The 23161-nt window shown below is 43.1% G+C and carries 25 protein-coding genes; 22 read left to right on the forward strand and 3 right to left on the reverse strand.

What is annotated here, in order from left to right; genetic code table 11:
- Window positions 1-6: 6 nt before the first annotated feature.
- Window positions 7-681 carry an SLC5/6 family protein gene (locus RG959_RS10665; protein WP_342797095.1) on the forward strand — a complete coding sequence of 225 codons (675 nt, stop codon included), beginning with the start codon at window positions 7-9 and terminating at the stop codon, window positions 679-681.
- 226 nt (window positions 682-907) lie between these two features.
- On the opposite strand, the gene RG959_RS10670 is transcribed toward RG959_RS10665, so the two are convergent.
- Window positions 908-2545 (reverse strand): PucR family transcriptional regulator, encoded by a 1638-nt coding sequence (locus tag RG959_RS10670; RefSeq protein WP_342797096.1) that lies wholly within the window; start codon window positions 2543-2545, stop codon window positions 908-910.
- Between the two features lie 223 nt (window positions 2546-2768).
- Between RG959_RS10670 and RG959_RS10675 the strand changes: the two genes are divergently transcribed.
- Window positions 2769-4124, forward strand: a complete 1356-nt coding sequence (locus RG959_RS10675; RefSeq protein ID WP_342797097.1) for an aspartate aminotransferase family protein — start codon at window positions 2769-2771, stop codon at window positions 4122-4124.
- Window positions 4125-4295: 171 nt separating this feature from the next.
- Here RG959_RS10675 and RG959_RS10680 read toward each other — a convergent pair whose 3' ends face one another.
- A complete protein-coding gene (locus RG959_RS10680; protein WP_342797098.1) occupies window positions 4296-4844 on the reverse strand; it encodes a ribonuclease H-like YkuK family protein in 549 nt (182 codons plus the stop codon).
- A 365-nt stretch (window positions 4845-5209) separates the two neighbouring features.
- Between RG959_RS10680 and RG959_RS10685 the strand changes: the two genes are divergently transcribed.
- The 19 genes from RG959_RS10685 to RG959_RS10775 all read left to right on the forward strand — a co-directional run bounded on the left by RG959_RS10685 (window position 5210) and on the right by RG959_RS10775 (window position 18863).
- On the forward strand, window positions 5210-6187 hold the full coding sequence (locus RG959_RS10685; RefSeq protein WP_342797099.1) for an ABC transporter substrate-binding protein: 978 nt from the start codon (window positions 5210-5212) through the stop codon (window positions 6185-6187).
- A gap of 76 nt (window positions 6188-6263) precedes the next feature.
- Window positions 6264-7268 carry a FecCD family ABC transporter permease gene (locus RG959_RS10690; RefSeq protein WP_342797100.1) on the forward strand — a complete coding sequence of 335 codons (1005 nt, stop codon included), beginning with the start codon at window positions 6264-6266 and terminating at the stop codon, window positions 7266-7268.
- Entirely contained in the window at window positions 7265-8278 is a 1014-nt protein-coding gene (locus RG959_RS10695; protein ID WP_342797101.1) for a FecCD family ABC transporter permease, read from the forward strand. The genes RG959_RS10690 and RG959_RS10695 overlap by 4 nt, the downstream gene beginning before the upstream one ends.
- A 410-nt stretch (window positions 8279-8688) precedes the next feature.
- Window positions 8689-8814 (forward strand): hypothetical protein, encoded by a 126-nt coding sequence (locus tag RG959_RS10700; RefSeq protein WP_342797102.1) that lies wholly within the window; start codon window positions 8689-8691, stop codon window positions 8812-8814.
- 315 nt (window positions 8815-9129) lie between these two features.
- Window positions 9130-9390, forward strand: a complete 261-nt coding sequence (gene gvpJ, locus RG959_RS10705) for a gas vesicle protein GvpJ (protein ID WP_251273927.1) — start codon at window positions 9130-9132, stop codon at window positions 9388-9390.
- A 49-nt stretch (window positions 9391-9439) separates the two neighbouring features.
- A complete protein-coding gene (locus tag RG959_RS10710) occupies window positions 9440-9982 on the forward strand; it encodes a GvpT/GvpP family gas vesicle accessory protein (protein ID WP_342797103.1) in 543 nt (180 codons plus the stop codon).
- A 37-nt stretch (window positions 9983-10019) separates the two neighbouring features.
- A complete protein-coding gene (locus RG959_RS10715; RefSeq protein ID WP_342797104.1) occupies window positions 10020-10421 on the forward strand; it encodes a gas vesicle protein GvpQ in 402 nt (133 codons plus the stop codon).
- Window positions 10422-10447: 26 nt separating this feature from the next.
- A complete protein-coding gene (gene gvpJ / locus RG959_RS10720; RefSeq protein WP_242234394.1) occupies window positions 10448-10708 on the forward strand; it encodes a gas vesicle protein GvpJ in 261 nt (86 codons plus the stop codon).
- Window positions 10709-10770: 62 nt separating this feature from the next.
- Window positions 10771-11034 carry a gas vesicle protein GvpO gene (gvpO, locus tag RG959_RS10725; RefSeq protein WP_242234395.1) on the forward strand — a complete coding sequence of 88 codons (264 nt, stop codon included), beginning with the start codon at window positions 10771-10773 and terminating at the stop codon, window positions 11032-11034.
- A gap of 24 nt (window positions 11035-11058) precedes the next feature.
- Window positions 11059-11979 carry a gas vesicle protein GvpN gene (gvpN, locus tag RG959_RS10730; RefSeq protein WP_342797105.1) on the forward strand — a complete coding sequence of 307 codons (921 nt, stop codon included), beginning with the start codon at window positions 11059-11061 and terminating at the stop codon, window positions 11977-11979.
- Between the two features lie 14 nt (window positions 11980-11993).
- The gene (locus tag RG959_RS10735; protein ID WP_342797106.1) at window positions 11994-12761 is read left to right on the forward strand and encodes a GvpL/GvpF family gas vesicle protein; all 768 of its coding nucleotides are present in this window, start codon (window positions 11994-11996) and stop codon (window positions 12759-12761) included.
- On the forward strand, window positions 12761-13015 hold the full coding sequence (locus RG959_RS10740; RefSeq protein ID WP_342797107.1) for a gas vesicle protein GvpG: 255 nt from the start codon (window positions 12761-12763) through the stop codon (window positions 13013-13015). The genes RG959_RS10735 and RG959_RS10740 overlap by 1 nt, the downstream gene beginning before the upstream one ends.
- A gap of 13 nt (window positions 13016-13028) precedes the next feature.
- Window positions 13029-13835, forward strand: a complete 807-nt coding sequence (locus RG959_RS10745) for a GvpL/GvpF family gas vesicle protein (RefSeq protein ID WP_342797108.1) — start codon at window positions 13029-13031, stop codon at window positions 13833-13835.
- Between the two features lie 15 nt (window positions 13836-13850).
- On the forward strand, window positions 13851-14126 hold the full coding sequence (locus tag RG959_RS10750) for a gas vesicle protein (RefSeq protein ID WP_342797109.1): 276 nt from the start codon (window positions 13851-13853) through the stop codon (window positions 14124-14126).
- The gene (locus tag RG959_RS10755) at window positions 14092-14376 is read left to right on the forward strand and encodes a gas vesicle protein K (RefSeq protein ID WP_050183853.1); all 285 of its coding nucleotides are present in this window, start codon (window positions 14092-14094) and stop codon (window positions 14374-14376) included. The genes RG959_RS10750 and RG959_RS10755 overlap by 35 nt, the downstream gene beginning before the upstream one ends.
- Before the next feature lie 24 nt (window positions 14377-14400).
- Complete coding sequence (locus RG959_RS10760) at window positions 14401-14733, forward strand: gas vesicle protein (protein WP_251273905.1); 333 nt, start codon at window positions 14401-14403, stop codon at window positions 14731-14733.
- Window positions 14734-14748: 15 nt separating this feature from the next.
- On the forward strand, window positions 14749-16581 hold the full coding sequence (gene gvpT / locus RG959_RS10765; protein ID WP_342797110.1) for a GvpT/GvpP family gas vesicle accessory protein: 1833 nt from the start codon (window positions 14749-14751) through the stop codon (window positions 16579-16581).
- A 1-nt stretch (window position 16582) separates the two neighbouring features.
- On the forward strand, window positions 16583-16984 hold the full coding sequence (gene gvpU, locus RG959_RS10770) for a gas vesicle accessory protein GvpU (RefSeq protein WP_251273901.1): 402 nt from the start codon (window positions 16583-16585) through the stop codon (window positions 16982-16984).
- A gap of 199 nt (window positions 16985-17183) precedes the next feature.
- The gene (locus RG959_RS10775; RefSeq protein ID WP_342797111.1) at window positions 17184-18863 is read left to right on the forward strand and encodes a glycoside hydrolase family 13 protein; all 1680 of its coding nucleotides are present in this window, start codon (window positions 17184-17186) and stop codon (window positions 18861-18863) included.
- 67 nt (window positions 18864-18930) lie between these two features.
- Here the strand turns inward: RG959_RS10775 and RG959_RS10780 are convergent, their stop codons facing one another.
- Window positions 18931-19545: a restriction endonuclease gene (locus RG959_RS10780; RefSeq protein ID WP_342797112.1), complete on the reverse strand. Its 615-nt coding sequence runs from the start codon at window positions 19543-19545 to the stop codon at window positions 18931-18933.
- Window positions 19546-19893: 348 nt separating this feature from the next.
- On the opposite strand from RG959_RS10780, the gene lacZ reads away from it, so the two are divergent.
- The gene (gene lacZ / locus RG959_RS10785; RefSeq protein ID WP_342797113.1) at window positions 19894-23043 is read left to right on the forward strand and encodes a beta-galactosidase, LacZ type; all 3150 of its coding nucleotides are present in this window, start codon (window positions 19894-19896) and stop codon (window positions 23041-23043) included.
- The last annotated feature ends 118 nt before the right edge of the window (window positions 23044-23161 follow it).

Genomic DNA, 23161 nt, shown 5'->3' on the forward strand with positions numbered 1-23161 from the left:
GCATATATGATTGGAACGATTATTGCCTGGCTGCCTATTCCGATCATTTTTGGGAATGTGATTGGCGGAAGCGTTTATTTCCTTCAATTAACCCCAGAAGATTTAGGCGTATCAACGGGTGTAGCGCCTTATATATTTGAGCATTTTCTTGGAAGTGTTGGTGCGGTCGTCTTTGTTATTATGATTTTTATGGCGGGATTAACCACTGGAGGAAATGGGCTCGCAGGTGTACAGGCGATGCTGACATTAGACTTTTATAAGCGGTATGTCAATAAGAAAGCTGATGAAAGAAAACAAATGCGCTTTGGCCGTCTCGTGACGTTTGCTGCCGGTATTGTTATCGGCATTGCCGCTATGTTCTTAGACGGCATGTCTCTTTTAGAAATTGACATTTTCAGCGGCATTTTATTTGCAGCACCGACCGCTTCACTCATTATCGGCCTTTGGTCAAAAAGGTTAAACAGCACCATTGCCATTTGCTCAATGGTGGTCGGTTTGGCCGGCGGCTTATCCGCGTACTTTATGATTGATAATCCGGATTTAAATTGGTTTATCGGCAACATCTTATCGCTTGCATTGCCATTTCTTGTGATCTTAATCGGTTTACCGTTTTCAAGAAAGCAGTATGATTTTGCTCCGTTGAAAGAGTATGAGCCAGAGCATGAAATCCAGAAGATATAAGAGGGGAGACGGATCACATGTCGCTTGAGGTGTTTAAACTATTTTACGGATTTTTGTTTGTCTGGTGCGCCGCAGGCATGCTGTTTATTGCCGCTGCCTGCATAAAAGATATCTTTTTTCGTAGGCCGGCTGTAGCTGAGAAAAATCCCGAGCAGCCAGAGAAAAACCAAGAACTTACATCTTGATATAAGAAGAAACGCCCTGGACATTCGTCTGGGGCGTTTTTTTACAGTACATCATGCTGGAAAGAGGGATTTTGAGGCACTTGGCCGGTCTGCCACTTATAAGCTTGTACAGCTGCCTCTATAGCAAGCCGATTTACAGGTTTCATAAAATCCTCACCGAGCAGCGATTCTAATTTGGAGAGCCGGTGATAAAGAGTCTGGCGGACAATAAATAATTTTTGGGCCGCTTCTTTTTTAGAGCCGCCACATTCTAAATAAACTGCTAATGTTTCCAGTAGACTGGAATTTGTTTTAGCATCATATTCGAGTACGGGAAAGAGGTAGTCATGAACATACCGATCGAGCAGCCCGCTTTTCTGCAAAGCAAAAAGCATCCGATAAATACCTAACTTTTCATAAAAAGGGCTGACTGTAATGCCGGATAATTGCAGTTCCAGGCTTTCTTTCGCTTCATCATAGGCTTCCTTCGTTTTGGAAAGATGCGTAAAAACACTGCTCACACCAATACAGACAGTAGAAGAAATAAAGTCTTTCATCTGGCCGATCGTTGCTGTAATGCGGCCGAACTTATCATAAGTGCCCGTTTCAGACGGTCTAAAAAAAGCAAGCACGGCAATTTCATGATTACTTGTAGAAAGAGCCGGTATACATCCATGCTTTTGAAACAAAGAGCGGATTTGCATTGTCTGCTGAAGTTTCCATTCTTCCCAATCCATTTTATTTGACTGACTGGCATTCAAATGAATCACGCATACACGATAATGCATCTGGTGAACCGCTGCAGATACATACGTGCTTAAATGTTCAGCCCGGACTTCTTTCCCATGCAAAAGACTGCGCACAAGTTCGTCTTCTGCATGCTGTTTTCGTTCCTCAAGTGTTTGGGAGCGAAGCAAAATTTGTGAAACAGCCAGCCCAGCACGATCAAGAACAAGCAAGAAAAAATCATCATAAAAAGAATCGCTGATTTGCAGGCAAAGATATCCCCGAATCTGCTCAAACACTTGAACAGGTTTTACCGCAAAGACCGTTCCATTTACAGTGAGAAGACGGCCGGATAGAATCTCCGGCTGCTCGCTGTACAGTACTGATCGAAGAATGGATTCCTGGGCTTTCATATCAGCTGGGCAATAAAAAGATTTGCTTTCTTCAGAGAGAAAGAAAACAGGCTGCTGAAAATAACCATGCATCTCCTGCAGGATTTTAAAGATACCATTTGGTGCTAAGGAAAGGCTCATAAACTGCCTCGATAATTGATCCAGGTCAGACAGCATCTGCTGATGCCGGTTGATGATCATGGTATGCAGATCATGGGTGATATCAACAAATTTAACCGTTTTCTCAAAAGCAATAATCGGGAAATGCTGTTGATCAGCAAATGCTAATATTTCTGGCGGCAGACTGGTTATGGAAGAGCCAAATTCAATACATAAGCCGGCTGCTTTTCTAGCAACGAGCCTGCTTATATATGTAAGCTGTGTCTGGACGTCGTCGGGAAAGCTAATGCCTGTTGTTAAGATCAGCTCGCCGCCATTAATGAGCATATCAAAGTCCTTTACCTCTAAAATATGAGACCATTTAATGGGACGATGCAGCCCTTTTTCTCCGGCAAGAAGCTTGGCATCGCGAAAAGTCTCCCGCTTTAACATTTCATCGATCGTCAATTCAATTTTTTTCATATGGCTACCCCCAATGCGTCCACTTTAGTAGGTTGATCATTTTACACTATGTCACATGAAAATTATTCGAATAATTTGTAAATTAAATTATGACAGAAATTCAATCAGCATTCATCTATTTATGTAAGATTTTCTGCCAACCTGTTTTTTTTCAAAGAGACAATGTGTCAAATGGAACGGAAAAGAACTTTTCTGGCGGTATCAAGATAAAGGAGCGATAAACATGGAAACAGCAAAAACAGATGTATCGTCACTGATTGAAAAAGACCGGGCGAATGTTTGGCATCATATTTCTCCTTATATTGAAGAAAAACCGCCTATGGTCATTCAAAGCGGTCAAGGTGCCTGGATTACAGATCACCAGGGGGACCGTTATTTAGATGGGATGTCGGGGCTTTGGTGTGTCAATGTGGGTTATGGCAGGGAAGAGCTGGCGAAAGCCGCATATGACCAAATGGTAGAAATGGCGTATGTACCCATGACACAAAGTCATGTTCCGGCTATTGAACTGGCCGAAAAGCTGAATGAGCTGCTGGACGGAGGATATATGATTTTTTATTCCAACAGCGGTTCCGATGCAAACGAAGTAGCGTTTAAGCTTGCCCGCCAGTTTCATCAGCAAAATGGAGAGCCGTCCCGGTTTAAATTCTTATCACGGCACCGGGCTTATCACGGTAGTTCAATGGGTGCCCTGTCCGCTACAGGACAGGCGCTTCGCAAATTTAAATATGAACCGCTTGCACCTGGCTTTTTGCATGTTTCGCCGCCGGATTCTTACCGCCGGCCAGCCGGGATGTCTGTTGAAGACTATAATATCATGCGGGCAGAAGAATTTGAGCAAAAAATCATCTGGGAGCAGAAAGAAACGATTGCAGGTATTATTATGGAACCGCTTATTACAGGCGGAGGCATTTTAACACCGCACCCGGTTTACATGGAAAAGGTACAGGAAATCTGCCGTAAATACGGTATTCTGCTTATTATCGATGAAGTGATCTGCGGCTTTGGCCGGACCGGCAAATATTTTGGACACCAGCATTTCGGCATAAATCCGGATATCATCACTATGGCGAAAGGGCTGACGAGTGCTTATTTGCCGCTTTCAGTAACGGCTGTGCGAAAAGATATTTATGAAACATTTAAAAATAGTGCGGAAAACAGCCACTTCCGCCATATCAATACGTTCGGCGGCAATCCGGCTGCCTGCGCCGTTGCACTGAAAAACCTGGAGATTATTGAGCGGGAGCACTTGGTGGAGCGTTCTGAACTTCTTGGCGCCCGCCTGCAAACAGAACTGGCGGAGCTGAAGGAACATCCGCACGTCGGCGATATTCGCGGGCTCGGGTTTTTGCTCGGGATTGAGATGGTTGAAAACAAAGAAACAAAAGAGCCTGCATCAGCTGAGCGGGTTGCCAGCCTGATCGCTGCCTGCAAAAAAGAAGGATTGATTATTGGCAAGAACGGAGATACGGTAGAAGGGTCCAATAACGTGCTGACATTGAGTCCGCCACTGTCCTGCACGGATGAGGATGTAGATTTTATCATTTCTGTACTCAAAAAAGTATTTACAAAACAATAATACGGTTTAAGCCCCTATTCTTAGATAGGGGTTTTTTTGCTTATGTGAAAAAGGTTTTTTAAGTGGGAGAAAAGCGGCTGCACAAAAAAGAAAAAGCAAAGGAGATGGAAGGAAGAATAAAAAGCAGGACAAAAAAGGGGGGGGTGCTTCCGCTTTCTTAAACTAAAGTCTTTACTTTGTATGCCGATTGGCCACTCCGTATGCGGCGATCGAGTCCGGCTTAATCTTTGGCTCCAGCCCTGCAGACTGCATTCTGGAAACCATCTCTTTTATAAAGATCCTCGTTTTATTTTGTTGCTCCGATCCAATATCAATATGCCCTTCTATCGCGAAAGACGAACCTTTATAAATGTAGGGCAGGACGATATCAATCATCTGCATTTTATGTTCTTCAGTAAATAAGCTGGCGATTTCTTCTGTAAGCGATGTTTCAGTAGAGATTTTTTCATACAAATTTTCATATCTTCGTGGATAGCGGATTTTTCGCAGAAAAGCCCATGCTCCTTTTCCTTTACGGTGAATCACAATGACAGTGGCAAAAACGGTTTCGTTTCCATGAACCTGCGAATCAGAACCGATCATAAGCCTATATTTTCCGCCAGGGTCCTGGCTCATAAACCAGAGAATTTGGTGAAATACATCTTCAAAGGTAAGTCCTTTTTGATTGATTGTCCTGAATCGTAAATCCGGTTGATGGGAAGAAGGAAGAGAATGATTCATATCATGACAGCTCCTCTTTATAGTAATATATGCAAATGAAGCAAGGCCCGGTTCACCATGGTTGTCCTGTTTTTTCATGATTGAAGCCTGGGTTTTATAAAAGGCTTTTGTAATGCTTATGCAGGAAACGGGAAAAAAATTATTTTTAATAAAGAGAATCAAACCCAAGAAGGCCCTTTTTCTTAAAAGAAGAAAAAGAGAGGGATACAAGCAGTTTTTTACTTTGTGTGAAAGTATTCACTTAGATTTAATTTTTTTAAAGAACACAATGTATATAACCTTGCGTCTTCTTTGTTTAGAAATGATAATCATTATCAAAGAGAAAAACATCATACATATTAGCAACAGAGAGGAAGTTATTTGCCATGTTGAAGTGGATGAAAACGGGTTCTGTAAAAGGAACCGGTCTGCTTTTAGCCATTGCTGTTCTATTAGCCTTGGCGGGCTGCAGCAGTACACAAAAAGCAGCAGATTCAGAAAACACTCAAGGCGCTGGCCAAACAGAAAGCGGGAATACCAAAACGATTACCCATGAGATGGGGGAAACAGAAATCGAAGGTACGCCTAAGAAAATTGTAGCGCTTGAATTATCATTTGTAGATTCATTGAATGCACTTGGCATAGATGCCGCTGGGATCGCAGACGATGAAAAGAAAGAGATGATTGCAAAGCTTGTTGGGAAAGAGACAGACTATACATCTGTAGGAACACGTGAGCAGCCGAACCTGGAAGTGATCAGCTCTCTTCAGCCGGATTTGATTATTGCAGATGCAGAACGCCATAAAAATGTATATGAAGACTTGCAGAAAATTGCTCCAACGATTGTACTGAAAAGCCGTGAATCCACATACCAGGAAAACCTGGATGCTTTTAGTACGATTGCCCAGGCGGTCGGAAAAGAAGAGGAAGCCAAAACGAGACTGGCTGAGCATGAAAAAACGATTGAAGAAACAAAAGCAAAGCTGAAAGCAGATCCAAACGCGACGATTTTGCCTGCTGTTGTTCGTGATACATCATTCCAGGCACATACATCTTCTTCTTATGACGGTGAACTTCTTGAGCACCTTGGATTCAAAAATGCGATCCAGCAGGAAGAGCCTTATGCTGAAATGAATTTAGAGCAGCTTGTAGAAATTGATCCGGATATTTTACTTTTAGCCAATAATGATGGCAAGCTCATTACGGATGAATGGAAAAACAATCCGCTCTGGAAAAACTTAAAAGCAGTTAAAAATGGACAAGTGTATGACGTGGACCGTGACTTGTGGACAAGATTCCGCGGAGTTGCCTCTGCCGAAGCAATTGGCGCCGATATGCTGAAAATGCTTGGTGAAAACAAATAAAACAAAAAAGGAAGTAAGGAAACGTCTCCTTGCTTCCTTTTCTGTTTAAATCTTGTCAGGAAGTGTTGGGAACGAAATGAACAGAGCATCAAAACAAAAAGTAACGACATATCTTACCGCTTTAATTGGAACCATTTTATTATTAATAGGCATCGTTCTTAGCATTTCAGTAGGCGCTGCCGATATAAAAGCGCAGACCGTTCTTCATTCTTTTATCCAATGGGATGAATCAAAAGAACAGGTGATTATTCGGACGCTGCGCCTGCCGCGGGCGGTAATTGGCGTCCTCGTAGGAGCCAGTCTCGCTGTTGCTGGAGCCCTCATGCAGGCGATTACGAAAAATGCACTGGCTTCTCCGCAAGTGTTTGGCGTAAATGCCGGAGCATCCTTGTTTGTCGTTTTGTCACTCGTTCTTTTTCCGGGTCTTTCTTCTGCTTCTCTCGTATATGCGGCGTTTTTAGGAGCAGCCCTGGGCGGCGTGATTGTATACTCTTTCGCTTCAGGCGGCGGAATGACGCCGGTCAAACTTGCACTGGCCGGAATGGCCGTTCACTTTTTTCTGTCTTCCTTAACACAAGGAGTCGTTCTTTTTAGTGACCAGGGCAAGGATGCTCTTTACTGGATGGTCGGCGCAATAAACGGAAAAAGCTGGACGCATGTGGAATTGATTCTTCCATGGTCGCTTGGCGGATTGATTTTAGCTGCCGCGCTTTCCAGGTCGATCTCTATTCTTGTGTTAGGAGAAAGCCTGGCACAGGGCCTTGGACAAAAAGTGACACAAATTCGAATTCTGGCGGGACTGCTGGTGATTGTGCTGGCAGGATCATCTGTTGCAGTGGCAGGGCCAGTCGGTTTTGTCGGCTTGATTGTCCCTCACATTGTAAAAAAACTCGTTGGCGGGGATTATCGAAGAATCATTCCGTTTTCGGCTCTGTTTGGCGCACTTCTTGTTGTGTATGCGGACATTCTTTCCCGCTTTATTGCGTATCCGTTTGAATCACCGGTTGGAATTGTGACCGCCTTGATCGGAGCTCCGTTCTTCCTATATTTAGCCAAGCAGGGAAGGGGCATTAAACAATGAGAATAACCGAACAAACAACATTGAATAAAAAAAGACGCCCTCTGGCATTGCTTTTCATTTTGACAGTATTGCTGCTGCTTTTATCGGCTGTCAGTCTTGGGGTAGGGGCCGTTTATATTTCACCGCTGGATATTATAGCGGATTTAGCGGGAACCGGCTCTTCCAGCCATGCCTTTATTCTTCACGAGTACCGCCTGCCTCGTCTGTATATTGCCATGATCGCTGGAGCAGGACTGGCGATGGCCGGTGCGGTTCTGCAGGGAATATTGCGAAACCCGCTTGCGTCACCGGATGTGATTGGTGTCACAAAAGGGGCCGGACTGGCTGCAGTGATTGTGATTGTCCTGTTTCCAGAATCACCTGTTTTTTGGCTGCCCGTTTCGGCTTTTCTCGGAGCGGCGGCGGCCGCAGCCGCTTTAATGCTGTTTGCGCATAAAAACGGTGTGAAGCCAGCCACATTGGCGTTGATCGGTATTGCGCTCGGTGCTATTTTCCAGGCGGGTATTGAATATTTTATGATTAAGTTTCCTGATGACGTAAACAGCACCCTTCTATGGCTGGCGGGAAGCTTATGGGGAAGAGGCTGGGAGCAGGTGTGGATGCTGCTTCCAAGCGTGCCGTTTGGGATTGCACTCTGGCTGCTGTCTGCAAAACTGGATATATTAAACCTTGGTGATGACCTGGCAACGGGTTTGGGGCAAAAAACAAAGCAGCTGCGATATCTGCTGCTCAGCCTCTCTGTTATCATTATCGGAATGTGTGTGGCGGCTATTGGATCAATCGGATTTATTGGATTGATCGCGCCTCACGTAGCAAGAAAGCTCACCGGTTCCCGGCATAAATTTTTGCTGCCGGTTTCTGCTTTAATAGGCGCGTTGTTTTTGCTCGCAGCAGACAGTTTAGGAAGAGGCTTATTTCCTCCTATTGAAATACCGGCCGGTATTGTAACAGCCGTAATCGGTGCCCCTTATTTTCTTTATTTGCTGCGGCGTGAAGGGAAAAAGGCGTAAGAAAATCTTCAGAAGTAAAACGTCCAGCGCTCATTTACGCCTGGGTGATTGAGTAATAAAAAAAGAAACATATACAAGGGCTCTAAACAACATCTGTTTGTTTAGGGCCCTTCAGTGTGTAGACAAAGTCTTTCGCTTTTAAAAAAGAGCCGATAAGTGAAGCCGGCCGGACTTTGCGTTCCGCGGGCAGTGCGGGAGCCTCCTCGGCTGCGCCTGCGGGGTCTCCCGACTCACTGTACTTCCCGCAGGAGTCTTCGTCCTGCAGTCTTCACTAAGTGGTATTGAAGATCCATAAGCAAGGACCGAATAGCATTTTCTCTTTTTTAAACAGAAAGATACGACCTGGTTAGCTCTATACAATCTTGTCGCAAGCCACTTGGCGGCAGGAGGGCAGCGCAGCGCAGACTCCTATGGGACTAGCAGGGCAGCTGAGAACGGTGGAGCCGCCAGGCGAAGTCGGGCTCAGCGCTTGCCCCATGGAAAGCGGAGCTGCCTGGACGCCGCCGATCCATCCTATTCATGTGCACGGTCATTAATATAATTTATCTACAGTCTAAAGGGCTCCAAACAACATCTGTTTGTTTAGAGCCCTTTTTTTAGATATATATCTTCAACAGAACCATACCTGCCTAAAACACACAAATCCCTCACTAGTTATTGCATTTATCATAAATTACATTTTTCATAATATATCCATTAAATCCAAATATTTAATTAATTTAATGAAACAGTTCCTAATTCCTATAAAAACCATGTTTACTCATGGAGAGGAAAGGTATGTACAGACTAAACCTAAAAATAAAATAGCTCAACAACCTCCCAATATGTCAAAAGCAGAGAGGAGACAAAGTATGAGTGTTCAAAAAAGTACAGATAGTTCTAGTCTGGCAGAAGTGATTGACCGAATTCTCGACAAAGGAATTGTTATTGATGCTTTTGTAAGAGTATCACTCGTAGGTATAGAAATTCTTACAGTCGAAGCCAGAGTCGTTATTGCCAGTGTTGATACATGGCTAAGATACGCAGAAGCGGTTGGATTATTAAGTGATGAAGCTGAAACGGAAAGCCTTGCATATCAAAACCAATCTCAGACATCACGGTTAAGTTACTAAAGTATAAAAAAGCTATAGAAGAAATCTATCAAGAGAAGAGGTTAAGAGTATGAATACCCAAGAAGCCAATGAAAAACAAGAAGGAAACCAAAACAAGGAAGCAGCCGAAAACAGTACGCAAAAAGCAGAGGTAAACCAGGAAGAAAACAGCCAGACGAAGGAAGAAAAGCAGCCGGCAGAAACAAAAGACAGCCCTAACTATTCGATCAATCTGGCTATACTGGGCGGCGTAGTAGGGGCCGGAATAGGACTGCTCGCCAATCCGGATACCGGCAAAAAACTAATGAAAAACTTAGGTGATTCTGAATTTGTAAAGGTAGCGGAAAAGGAATTTAGGAAAACCGCACAGGAACTCCTGGCCGGCCAGGCACAAAACAGCATCAGACAATTAGCTGAAGGATATATCAGTAAAATCGATGGAAAGCTGCTATCTCCTTTAAAGGAAAGTGGAGACAACAAAGGAACAGGCAGTTCAGAAAAGGAAACCCAGTCTCCAGCATATGAAAAAATCAAAGAAGAAAACAAAGAGCTCAATGAGCGGCTTCAAAAAATGGAAAAAATGCTGAATGACCTCGTCGACACTAAGAAATAAGAAGTTTTCTTAAAGGGAATCCGGAGGGGGTGATGAGGTGGACAAGCGCGTGAAAAAAGCGGCTGGTAAAGTGGCAAAAAGCGCGATCAAACACGCTCCGGAGCCAGTGAAAGAGAAAGTGAAAGAAGTCATCGTCGACAAAGCAAAAGAGAAATTAAAAGGAAATATCCATGAAAAAGCAGGAGAGGCAGAAGAAAAAGTCCAAGAGGTCCTGCTGTCAGCCCGAGAAAAGCTGGGGAAAGCAGTGGAAGCTGGACAAGAGTTTCAAAAGAGAATGTCTTCAGCCAATAAAAAAGACGATGACTGGAAAGTAAAAGGCGTCAAGCATATTAAGGGAATCAGTGATATTAAAACATCCAAGGATATTAAGAGTGCTACTAAAATTAAAAGTGCGAAAAACATAAAATCTTCCAATGATATTAAAACAATCGGTTCTTAATATCATCACGAAAGGAGAAAGTAATTATGGCTGTTCAAAAAAGTACAGATAGTTCCAGTTTAGCAGAGGTTATTGACCGGATTTTAGATAAAGGGATTGTCATCGATGCTTTTGTAAGGGTATCGGTAGTCGGAATTGAAATTTTAACGGTGGAAGCCCGGGTGGTCATTGCCAGTGTCGATACATGGCTGCGTTATGCAGAGGCTGTCGGATTGCTTGGAGATAACGTTGAAGAAAATGGGCTGCTTGCTCAATCAAATGAAAGAAATGCACGGTTTAGCATTTAATAGAGAAAGCAGAGCCAGGGTGCAGGAAGCCCTGGCCTGTCATTCTTTAGCAGGAGGACATAATGGAGATTAAACAAATTATTGGGAATGTTACAGAGTTCTTTAACGAATTCGTAGCTCCAGTTCACAAAATTACTTCCGTAGAAAAAAACGATAACGGCTGGCAGCTGACCGTGGAAGTGATTGAAGAAAAAGAATATATGAAAAAGTATGCAAAAGACGAAATGATCGGTGTATACGAGGTTTTTTTAAGTGAAGAGAAGGAAGTAACTTCTTATAAACGACGAGATATTCGGTATAGAAGTTCAATTAATTATGAAGCATAGGACGCGGGAGTAGGAGGAAAAAGAGTGACCGTCTTAAAAAACAAGATTAATAAAAATTCAAAAGAGATTGTCCATGATCCAGAGACAGAAGACTTGCTTTCCCGCTCGCTGCAATATTTAAAAGCGGGCTACCCTATTCACTTAACAGGCCCGTCTGGAACTGGAAAAACCTCGCTGGCGCTCGCTCTGGCAAAGAAAAGAAAAAAACCCGTTATGCTGATCCATGGCAACCATGAATTAAACAATAAAGATTTAATTGGTGACTTTACTGGCTACACGAGTAAAAAAGTAGTCGATAATTATGTTCGTTCTGTATATAAAAGAGACGAAAGTGTAACAGAAACATGGAGGGACGGGCGGCTGCTGGAAGCAGTAAAGAATGGCTACACCCTTGTTTACGATGAGTTTACCCGTTCAAAGCCAGCCACTAACAATATCTTTTTGTCTATTTTAGAAGAAGGGATCCTTCCTTTGTACGGAACGAAATTAACAGAACCGTTTGTTCGGGTTCATCCTGATTTTGCCGTCATTTTCACCAGCAATCCTGAGGAATATGCAGGAGTCTATCAAACACAAGAAGCACTGCTTGATCGCCTGATTACGATTTTTATTGACCATAAAGAACACGATCACGCAGCAGTTATCATTTCGGAAAAGGTAGATATCGCTCAGGAGAAGGCGGCGGCCATTACCGCTCTTGTTGCCCAGTTACGCGAAGAATGCGAAGCGGACAACGGACCAAGCCTGCGCGCTTCATTAATGATTGCCAAGATAGCGGCGGAAGAAGAGATTCCAGTAGACGGGTCAAACACTACTTTTCAGCGTTTATGTCTCGACGTATTGGCGCATCAAATGAGTCGGTGCATCAAATCGGATAACCCAATGAAAGCAGCAGAAGAATTAGTGATAAAAGCGTGTCACAATATGAAAGTTACTGAAGGATAAAGGAGCGTTTTACAATGAGCCAGGAAGAATCAATGGGGATTTATATTTTTTGCGGAATTCAAATGGAAGCGGATGAAAGCTTTGGTGAAATAGAGATGGAAGAAGAAAAACGAGAGCTGTTCACCATCCGGTATAAAGACGCAGCCATGGTGGCCGCGGAGGTGCCGATGAAAATCTACCATCCAAACAAAGATAATTTGATGATGCACCAGCAGGCGGTTTCTCTTGTGATGAAGAAAAATGACACCGTGATACCGGTTAGTTTCGGAAATGTCTTTCATTCAAAAGAAGATGTAGCCGTGCTTTTGGAAAATTTATATCCACAATTTGAAAAGCTTTTCCCGGAAATAAAGGGAAAGGTAGAACTCGGTTTGAAAGTCATTGGCAAAAAAGAATGGCTTGAATCAAAAGTGAGCGAAGATGCCAGCATGGAAAAAATGGCGCAGGCAGTAAAAGGGAAATCAGAAGCAGCCAGCTACTATGAACGAATTCAGCTGGGGGGAGCTGCCCAAAAACTCGTGACATCTTTGCAAAAAGAGACAGAACGAGATATCTTCCATCCTTTAAAGGAGCTGGCAGAAGCGTCAAAAGTGAATGATCCGATCGGGGAGAAGATGCTCCTAAATGCAGCATTTTTAGTAGATCGTGAGAAAGAAGCAGCATTTGACCAAAAAGTAAATGAGCTGCACGACCAATGGGAGGATCGAGTCGAATTCAACTACAGCGGTCCGTGGCCGGCTTATAACTTCGTCAATATTAGATTAAAAGTTGAGGATGCCTAATGCTGCACAAGCTGGTTTCTGCGCCGATCAACCTTGTCATCAAAATTGGAGAAAAGGTAAAAGAAGAAGCAGATAAAGAGCTGTACGACTTGCCTACCATTCAGCAAAAGCTTATTCAGCTGCAGATGATGTACGAGCTTGGGGAAATTCCAGAAGCGGCTTACAAAGCGAAAGAAGAAGAACTGATTATACGGTATGAAATGGCCAAACGAATGGAAATGGAACAATGGGAGCAGATGACAAAAAAGAAATGAGGGCAGTAAGAGCATGGATCGTCTAATTTATTTGTATGGATTGGCTCAAACGGAGGAAACAGCCAGCCAGCCGCTTCCGTCTTTGAAAGGTTTCGATGATATAGGAGATTTATATAACGTACCGATAGGAAAGCTGACGGCTATTGTGTGCAGCTTAGACGCTGAAGAGTACGCAGAAGAAAGCATTAAAGACCGGATTAATAATGATATGGAATGGCTTCAGGAAAAAGCCTTTCACCATCATGAAATGGTTATGAAGCTCGCAAAAATGTATACTCTTATCCCATTGAAGTTTTGTACGTTATACAAGAGTGAAGACAGCTTAAAAATGGCTGTTCAATCAAACGAAGCCAAAATGCTCGATACATTCGCTTTTATTACCGGAAATGAAGAATGGAATGTAAAAATTTATTGTGAAGACGAACAATTAAAAAAGGAAGTAAGTGAGAATAACCCAACTATAGAAGCAAAAAGAGCGGAAATCAGTCAATTGCCAAGAGGAAAGCAATTTTTTGAAAAGAAAAAGCTGGACAAGGTCATTGCGTCCGAGCTCGAAGAAGAAAAAAACAAAGTAAGTGAACATATACATTCCCGTCTAAGTGAGTTTGCCGTTCAAGGAAACGTAAAAAGAACGTGGAGCAGCGAAGTGACTGGAAGGCAGGAGGAGATGACATGGAACGGTGTATATCTCATTTCCAAATCGAAAGTCGAAGATTTTTTAAAACAAATTCAACAATATGAAAAGGATATGAAGGAAAAAGGCTGGCAGTTTCAAGCATCTGGGCCCTGGCCGGCCTATCACTTTTCAAGCTTTTCATAAAGAAGGAAGAGAACAATGTCACTAAAGGAATCGATCGAGAATAAGGATATTGCTTTAATTGATATTTTGGATGTCATCCTGGACAAGGGAGTGGCGATAAAAGCAGATTTAGTGATTTCCATTGCAGGAGTTGACTTGGTTTATCTGGATTTAAGAGTACTCATTGCTTCGGTAGAATCGCTTGTTCAGGCTCAACAGGGAAGCGGCAAAACCATCTCTTCCGTACAATTTGATAAACAGAGGGAGGATCTCACTCATGCAACCGGCCAGCCAGACAAATGGAAAAATTAACTTAGACCCTGATAATGCAGAGCATGGGTTAGCGCAATTAGTACTAACGGTTATTGAGCTGCTAAGACAAATTGTAGAAAGGCATGCGATTAGAAGGGTAGAAGGCGGCACACTGACGGATGAGCAAATCGAAAATTTAGGCGAAGCCCTGATGAACCTGGAAGAAAAAATGGAAGAATTAAAAGAAATTTTCGGCTTGGATGCGGATGATTTAAATATCGATCTTGGTCCTTTAGGAAGTTTACTTTAATTAAAATGCCGAGGAGGACTATACATGGCAGTCGAACATTCCATGCAATCCAGTACGATCGTGGATGTATTGGAAAAAATATTAGATAAAGGTGTTGTAATCGCAGGAGATATTACGGTTGGTATTGCGGATGTTGAGTTGTTAACCATCAAAATACGCCTGATTGTCGCTTCTGTTGATAAAGCAAAAGAAATCGGCATGGACTGGTGGGAAACCGATCCGTATTTGACATCCAAAGCAGCCGATCATCATACGAAAGCGCTTGAAGAAGAAAATAAAAGACTTCATGAGAGGCTCGAATCTCTGGAAAAGAAGATATCTACAAATCGCATTGATGCTAAAGAATTCAACTACTAAGCAGGAGGTTCTATCATGGAAAAAGCGAAAGAAACGGAAAATCAGACTCAGGAAACAAAAAACGAGAACGGCCCAAATAGCAATTCCCTCAGACGGTCCCTTGCAGGAGGATTAATTGGTGCTGCCGTTGGTTATATGGCTACGCCCGAGAATGGAAAGAAACTACTGGAAAATGCAAGTCGAGATAAGTTAAAGAGCACAGGCTCCGGCTTGGGCCAGGCAATGAAAGAAAAGTCAAAAAAAGCAGTGGCTTCTATTAAACATTCAGCTGGAAAAGTGCTGGACAAAAAAGAAGATGTTTCAGTAGAAGGGTATGTGAATGATGAAGGAGAAAAGAACAGTGGAAATGAGACAAGCCTCACACTAGAGAAAGATCATAAGTCCACTGGAAAAAATGAGCAAACATCAAATCAAGAAAGCAGCGATTTCAATGATCGGTTAGACCGGCTGGAAGAAATGCTGACAAAATTTGTAGAAACAAAAAACGGCCAGGAAGAGGACAAAACGCAAAATAAAAGTGGTTCGAGTGAGGCAGCTGAATCAACCGCAGCATCAAATGAAGGAAAGAATGAAAAAGAAGATTCATCAAAACAGGAAAGCAGTAAAAGTGAGCAGCCAAAATCGAAAGAGTCGGATCACGATGGAGGCTCATCATCGTATTTGCAAGAGCCTTTAAATAACGAAGACAGCCAATCCCAAGTAGAAAACGAAGAGGATAAGGAAGAACCAAAAGCTCAGCAGGACGATCAAGAAAATAAAAAGGAACCGAAGACAGAGCAAGCAGGCGAAGAAAATAAAAAAGAATCGAAAGAGCAACTAGGAAACAAAGAGAATGATGATACAGCACAACCCGAATCAAAAGATAAAGAGGCTGGCGAAGAACAACCAGCTCAACCAGATGGTAATGAAAAGAATGATGAAAAGGTACAATTAAAATCGGAAGAATCTCAGAAAAACAGTAAAGAGGAACCATCAGAGTCAGATGAAAAATCAACGAACAAAGAATATGAGGCATTAAAGGAAGAAAATGAAAAGCTGCAAGACCGTCTAGGTAAAATAGAAGAAATGCTTACAAAAATGCTTGGAGAAAAAGATAAGAACCAAGCAGCAGATTCTCACCAAAACGACGATGAGTCGGATAAAAGAAAAAATGATGAAGAAGTTCAAACGCAAGAGCAGGATAAAAAAGAAAATGACGAAAGTTCTGAGGACGCTGAAAAAAAAAGTCAAATAAATAACGAAGAAAAACAGACTCTAGAAGAAGATCAAGAGAAAAGCGATGACAATGATAAAGACGAGAATGAAGAGAAAAGTGAAGAGGCAGAACAAGATAAACAGAAGGACGAAGATAAAAAAGAAGATTCTCAAGACGCTGGAAAAAATCAAGTAGATAGCGGAGAAAAGCCGAATTCGGATGAGAATCAGAAAGAAAACGAGGAACTTGATGAGAAGAATGAGAATCAAGCGGGGAAAGAAGAAGTAAAAGATCCAGCTAAGGATCAAGACCAGGAAAAGGATAGCAAAACAGAAGGTCAGGAAGAAAAGCAGGATAATGATAATAAAGATGAAACGCCAAAACACGATCAAAAAGATAAAGAAAAGAATGAGAGCAGTAATGATGTAAAAAAAAATGATATCGAAAAAGATGGAAAAAACAATAATGGGAATAGTGATAACAAAAAAGCTGATCAATCAAAGAAGCAAAATAGCAAGGAAGCAGCATCACCGTCCAGCGATTCAGACAACGAAGAGAAAGCAACCTATTATAATGTTCTTTCCAATGAGAAAGTAGAGGAAAAAGTAGAAGATACGTACCTTCTTTTAAATGAGATGAGAAAGGAGACGTAATATGAGCAGCAGTTCGAGTGCAGCCAAAGATAGTATTCTTGAGTTTTTTGTCGAAGCGGCAAACAAAGACGATTTCTCTTTAGATATTACGTTAAATGTAAAAGGTGCTGTGATTACAGGTACACTGGTATCTGCACAAGAATATTTCCACATGCTGAGTGAAACTTTTGAAGGTGGAAACGAAACGGCACAAATGGTCAGTGACCAGCTTGAAAAAGCCGGAGAAGCGTCGCGCACGAACGATACAGAAGCACATTTTCTTCATATGAAAGATACAAAGGTCTACTGCGGCGACAGCAAGCCTACTCCTTCAAAAGGAAAAATTCTCTGGCGGGGAAAACTAAGTGAAATAGACGGCTTCTTTTTAGGAAAAATATTTGATAGCAGTGACAAAGAAAGATAAGGAAAGAAAGAGCAATTGTCAGCAGAACTGGCAATTGCTCTTATTTTTTAAAGAAGAATTGGGAAAATAATGGCGGGCAATGTTTCCGGATAGTCCACAATGGATAAAGTGCTGATAAAGCAAAACGCATTATTTATTCAGCAAGAAGCCATCTAAGAGGCTTGTAGAGGGTTAAAGAAGGATAGAAAAGGCGGATATCATGGAGAAAGCATGGTGGAAAGAAAGTGTGGTTTATCAAATTTATCCAAGAAGCTTTAAAGACTCTAACGGAGACGGGATTGGTGATTTGCAGGGGATTATCTCCAAACTCGATTACTTAAAAAATTTAGGAGTAGACGTTGTCTGGCTTTCACCTGTTTACAAGTCACCTAATGATGATAACGGTTACGACATTAGCGACTACCGGGATATTATGGACGAGTTTGGTACAATGGCAGACTGGGATGAACTGCTCGCCGGTCTTCATGAACGAGGCATGAAGCTGATGATGGACCTCGTTGTCAATCACTCATCGGATGAGCATGCCTGGTTTATAGAGTCGCGAAAATCGAAAAACAACGAATACCGCGATTATTACATCTGGCGTTCTGGTAAAAACGGGAAGGAACCAAACAACTGGGTTTCTTTTTTCAGTGGTTCAGCCTGGCAGTATGATGAAGCGACCGATGAGTACTACCTTCATTTATTCAGCAAAAAGCAGCCTGATTTAAATTGGGAAAACGAAACCGTCCGCCGTGAAGTGTATGACATGATGACCTGGTGGCTGGACCGGGGCATTGACGGGTTCCGGATGGATGTAATTAATATGATTTCCAAAGTAGAGGGACTGCCGGATGGACAGCAGCAAGAAGAAGGCGGGTATGCATGGGGCGGCGATTATTTTTTAAATGGGCCGCGTGTTCATGAGTACTTACAGGAAATGAACCGGGGCGTCCTGTCAAAATATGATATTATGACCGTCGGTGAATGCCCGGGTACCTCAGTTGAAGATGCACAGCGGTATGCAAACAGCGAAGGAACAGAATTGAATATGATTTTTACCTTTGAGCATATGGATTTAGATACCGGGCCAGGCGGAAAGTGGGATATGCGGCCATGGCAGCTGCAAGAGTTAAAAGAAGTGATGTCTAAATGGCAGTACGGCTTAGAGGGAAAAGGCTGGAACAGCTTGTATTTAAATAACCATGACCAGCCTCGTATGGTCTCCCGCTTTGGAAATGATGGAGAGTACCGGGTAAAATCAGCGAAAATGCTTGGCAAGTTCCTGCATATGCTTAAAGGAACTCCATACATTTATCAAGGCGAAGAAATTGGGATGACAAACGTACAGTTTGATATTACCGAATATAATGATTTGGAAATTTTAAATATGTACGAGGAGCGTGTAACCGAAGGAGGAGGGGACCATGCAAAAGTGATGGAAGCCATCCACGCCAAATGCCGTGATAATGCCCGCACACCGATGCAATGGGATGCCAGTGAAAATGCCGGGTTTACCACAGGCATTCCGTGGCTGAGAGTCAATCCGAACTATCAAGAAATTAACGTAGAACAAGCCCTGGCCGATCCCGATTCTGTATTTTATCATTATCAGAAGCTGATCAAGCTCCGCAAGCAGCATGACGTGATTGCCTATGGAACGTACGAATTAGTTTCGGAGGATCATCTACAAGTATATGCATATACACGTATACTTGGAAATGAGACACTGCTTGTAATCAATAACTTTTCGGCAGAAACAGCCGAGCTCCAGTTACCGGAAAACATTGAGTATAAATCAGCGGAGCTGCTGATCAGCAATGAACCCGCTAAAGGAGAATTAACGCCTTCCATTACGCTGACTCCTTATGAATCCAGAGTCTATCTACTGAAAAAATAACAAAGAAGCAGAAAAACAACCATGCCTCCTTGGCTTGTACGAGTGAGGCAGGGTATTTAGATATGTTTCATTTTTCATTCCATGTATGAATGGTAAAAACCGGAGGAGGCGTCTCCGCCATATTTTCCGTAATCAGCTCAATCAGCTCTTTTCTCGCGATCAGCTTTACACCGCTTCTTTTGGCAAGCTCAAACGCATTCTTGGAAAACGTATTATTGGTTACCACCCACGCTTCATCGGCCTGGTAATACATTTTGGCAGAGAAAACCTCCTGTATAGAGGAAATGCCTACTGCTTTACTGTATCTCTTGGCTTGTACCACAATGAAGGTTTCATCTTTCTCCATCAATAAATCCGCCCCATAATCTCCGGAAGCAGGCGTTACTTCCACCTCATAGCCCATAGCTTCAAACAATGCACCGAGATAGTTTTCAAATTCTCTTCCATTCATGACGTCAATTTCTTTAATACCTGACTGCACCATTTTGTTTTTGGCTGACTTTTGTCTTTGCCACTGGAAATAAAAGTACAATGCGGCGAAGGTCATCATGATGAATAACGCAATGCCCGCAGCTAGCAAATGATCCGCTGCATAATGAAGAATGACAAGCAGAATCAGAAAGCTGATCAGGAGCTGGTTAGAGAGCAGCTGGGGGCTTTTTTTAGGTTTGTTTTTAGCCATATTATCTTTCCTTTCTTTGAAAGTCAGCCTCCGCTACCTTATTCATTTTTATTCACGTTTATGATTCCTTTTTGTTTTTCACCGTTTTCCTATTTATCCAGGTAAAAAAGAATTTAATCAGCGCTTGCTTTATACTTTTCTTCTCTTAAAAACTTGCATAATATAAGAGGAGACTGTTGTCTGAATTTTTCATCAAATAAAAAGGGGCTGAATAGTAGAATCAATAAAGAGTAGTGAGGCTTTCAGAACAAAGACGGCTGGAGAGCGCTCCATAAAGAAAATGATGAAACGGAAAGAATAGACGCGAGTAAGAAAGCAAAATGAGAGAATCTCAGATGGAGGATCTACATGATAAAACAATCAAAAAAGTTTACGTATAGTCCGCCGAAAAATGGCTTTCCAGAGTGGAACAATAATCCAGAGATTTTTCAGCTGAACCGCCTGCCGGCCCGGTCTACTCTCATGCCGTTTCGAACCGTAGAGGAAGCATTAGCGGGTGACCGGATGGCATCGGATTACTGCCGGTTACTGAATGGAGAATGGTTTTTTTCCTTTGCCGAGAATCCTGACAAGCGGGAGCGATCGTTTTTTGAGCAGGCATTTGACTGCTCCGCCTGGGGGAAAATTAAGGTGCCTGCCCACTGGCAGCTTGAGGGATATGATTACCCGCATTATACAAATGTTCGGTACCCGTGGGAAGGAAAAGAAGATATTAAGCCGCCTTTTGCTCCAACACAGTATAATCCCGTCGGCCAGTATATTCGCACGTTTACGGTTCCGGAAGAATGGAAGAACCAGCCGGTTTATATAAGCTTTCAAGGAGTAGAATCGGCTTTTTATGTATGGATAAACGGGGAATTAGCCGGGTACAGTGAAGATACATTCTCACCGGCTGAATTTGATATGACTCCTTATTTGGCCGATGGTGAAAACAAACTGGCAGTTGAAGTATACCGCTGGTGCGACGGAAGCTGGCTTGAAGACCAGGATTTCTGGCGGATGAGCGGGATTTTCAGAGATGTATATATGTATTCAACGCCTATTCATCGTATAGAAGATGTTTTTGTCCAGACAGAGCTGGATGAAACCTATACAGATGCAGTACTGAAAGTAGACATCAAGGCAGCAAACTATGAGCAAGAGAAAGAAAGCCCGCTTTTTGTACAGGCAATGCTGTACGATGATCAGAATCTATCTATTTTTGAAAGCCCTTTAATCATGGAAGTTATATTTAATAAACAAGGACAAGCGGCTGTATCAGGAGAAATCTTTGTGAAAAATCCAAAGAAATGGAGTGCCGAGCAGCCGAATTTGTATACGCTCGTTTTAACGCTTCAAGGAGAAGATGGTACTCTGATCGAAGCCGAGAGCTGTAAGGTTGGCTTCCGTACATTTGAATTAAAAGACGGCTTGATGAAAATCAACGGCCAGCGTATTGTGTTTAAGGGCGTTAACCGGCACGAATTTTCGTCTCAAAAAGGACGGGCTGTGACAATAGAAGATATGCTGCAAGACATTGTCTTGATGAAGCAACACAATATCAATGCGGTCCGTACTTCTCATTATCCAAACCATCCGCTTTGGTATGATTTGTGTGATCAATATGGGTTGTATGTGATTGATGAAACCAATTTGGAAACGCATGGAACATGGAAATACGGGCAAAAAGAAGAAGGAGCAGCTCTCCCAGGAAGCAAGCCGGAATGGAAAAACAATGTACTCGACCGGTGTCAATCTATGATGGAGCGTGATAAAAACCATCCATCCGTACTGATCTGGTCACTTGGGAATGAGTCATTTGGCGGCGATAACTTTCTCCACATGCGGAATCTGCTGAAAGCAAAAGATCCATCCCGTCTTGTTCATTACGAAGGAATCTATCATTATCGGGAGTCGGAAGCAGCAAGCGATATAGAAAGCACCATGTATGTGCCGCCGGAAAAAGTCGAGCAGTATGCGCTCGAAGCAGCAGGAAAAGAAGGCGCCAAGCCGTATATTTTATGTGAATACAGCCATGCCATGGGCAATTCCTGCGGCAACTTGTATCAGTACACGGATTTATTTGATCGGTATCCGATCTTGCAGGGAGGCTTTATTTGGGACTGGCGTGACCAAGCATTGGAAGCGGTAACAGAGGATGGCCAGCCGTATCTTGCCTATGGAGGAGACTTCGGTGAAACGCCTCATGACGGAAATTTTTCCGGAAACGGGTTGATTTTTGCAGACGGTACGGTTTCGCCAAAGCTGTACGAAGTGAAAAAGTGCTATCAAAATATTTGGTTTGAAGCGGTGGATGTAAAAAATGGTCTTATAAAGGTTTTGAACCAGCACCTGTTTATCGATTTAAGCGAGTATCAAGTTGAATGGAACCTGATGGAAGATGGAGAAGTGAAGCTGGCCGGTACGGAAGAAATTGAGGTGAAACCTCAGTCATCCGATACAGTTTGCCTGGGCGATTTAACAGAGGAAAGAGACGGAACAAAAGAGCGGATCGTAACCATTCGCCTTGTTTTAAAAGAAAACACACGCTGGGCTCAAAAAGGACATGAAGTGGCCTTTGAACAGTTTGTTGTTCCCCCGCTTGTCCAAGGCAGGCCAAAGCAGGCAGCAGCCGGAGAATTGCAGACGGAAGAAAATCCGGAAACGGTGCAGATAAAAGGCGATGATTTTAACGTTATTTTTAACAAGCGGACGGGTGAGCTGAATTCTTATCAGTATGCGGGACAGGAGCTGTTAAAAAGCGCACCGCGGCCAAACTTTTGGCGGGCGATGACGGATAATGACCGAGGCAGCAAGCTTCACGAACGCAGCGAGCCGTGGCGCAGAGCATCGGAACATCAGGTGCTGCTGTCCTTTCAAACAGACAGGCTGGACCGGTCGATGGTCGTAACCGCTGTGTATGATCTTCCAGACGCTGCCCACTCTTGCTGCGTCGTTCGGTATACAGTGGCCCCGGACGGTGAAATATTAACAGAGCTTGAGCTCAAGCCGGGGGAAGGGATGCCCGAAATTCCAGAAGTGGGCTTTTTGTGGACGATGGAAAAAGAATTTAACGAGATAAAATGGTATGGAAAAGGTCCTCATGAAAGCTACTGGGATCGTAAACACGGTGCCAAAATCGGTGTATATAGTGGCAGTGTGGAAGAGCAGATGGTGCCGTATTTAAAACCGCAGGAGTGCGGGCATAAAACCGAGGTCCGGTGGGCAATGGTCACCAATAAAAAGGGAGTAGGTTTATCCATCACAGGACAGCGGACAGTGGAACTAAATGCGCTGCCGTACACACCGTTTCAGCTGGAAGAAGCCAGCCACAGCTATAAACTGCCGCCGAGTGATCATACTGTCCTGCGCGTTCAGTTGAAGCAGATGGGTGTCGGCGGGAACGACAGCTGGCAGGCGAAAACCCATCCGGAGTTTACTCTTTTTGCCGATCAAACGTATAGCTGTTCATTTGTTTTGAAAGGGACAAAAAGAAACCATCATAATGAAGCTTTTTAGCAGCAGATGAAAAGGAGATAAAATCTTTGAACAAAAAATTAGCGTCGCATTCCCCTTCAAAATCTTTGATTTAGGTGGAGAGGTTCACAGGGCGGACTCTTTAACGAGAGTTCGTTCT

Origin of the sequence: Domibacillus sp. 8LH, from assembly GCF_038806185.1 — a bacterium.
In the GTDB taxonomy this organism is placed as follows: Bacteria; Bacillota; Bacilli; order Bacillales; family Domibacillaceae; genus Domibacillus; species Domibacillus indicus_A.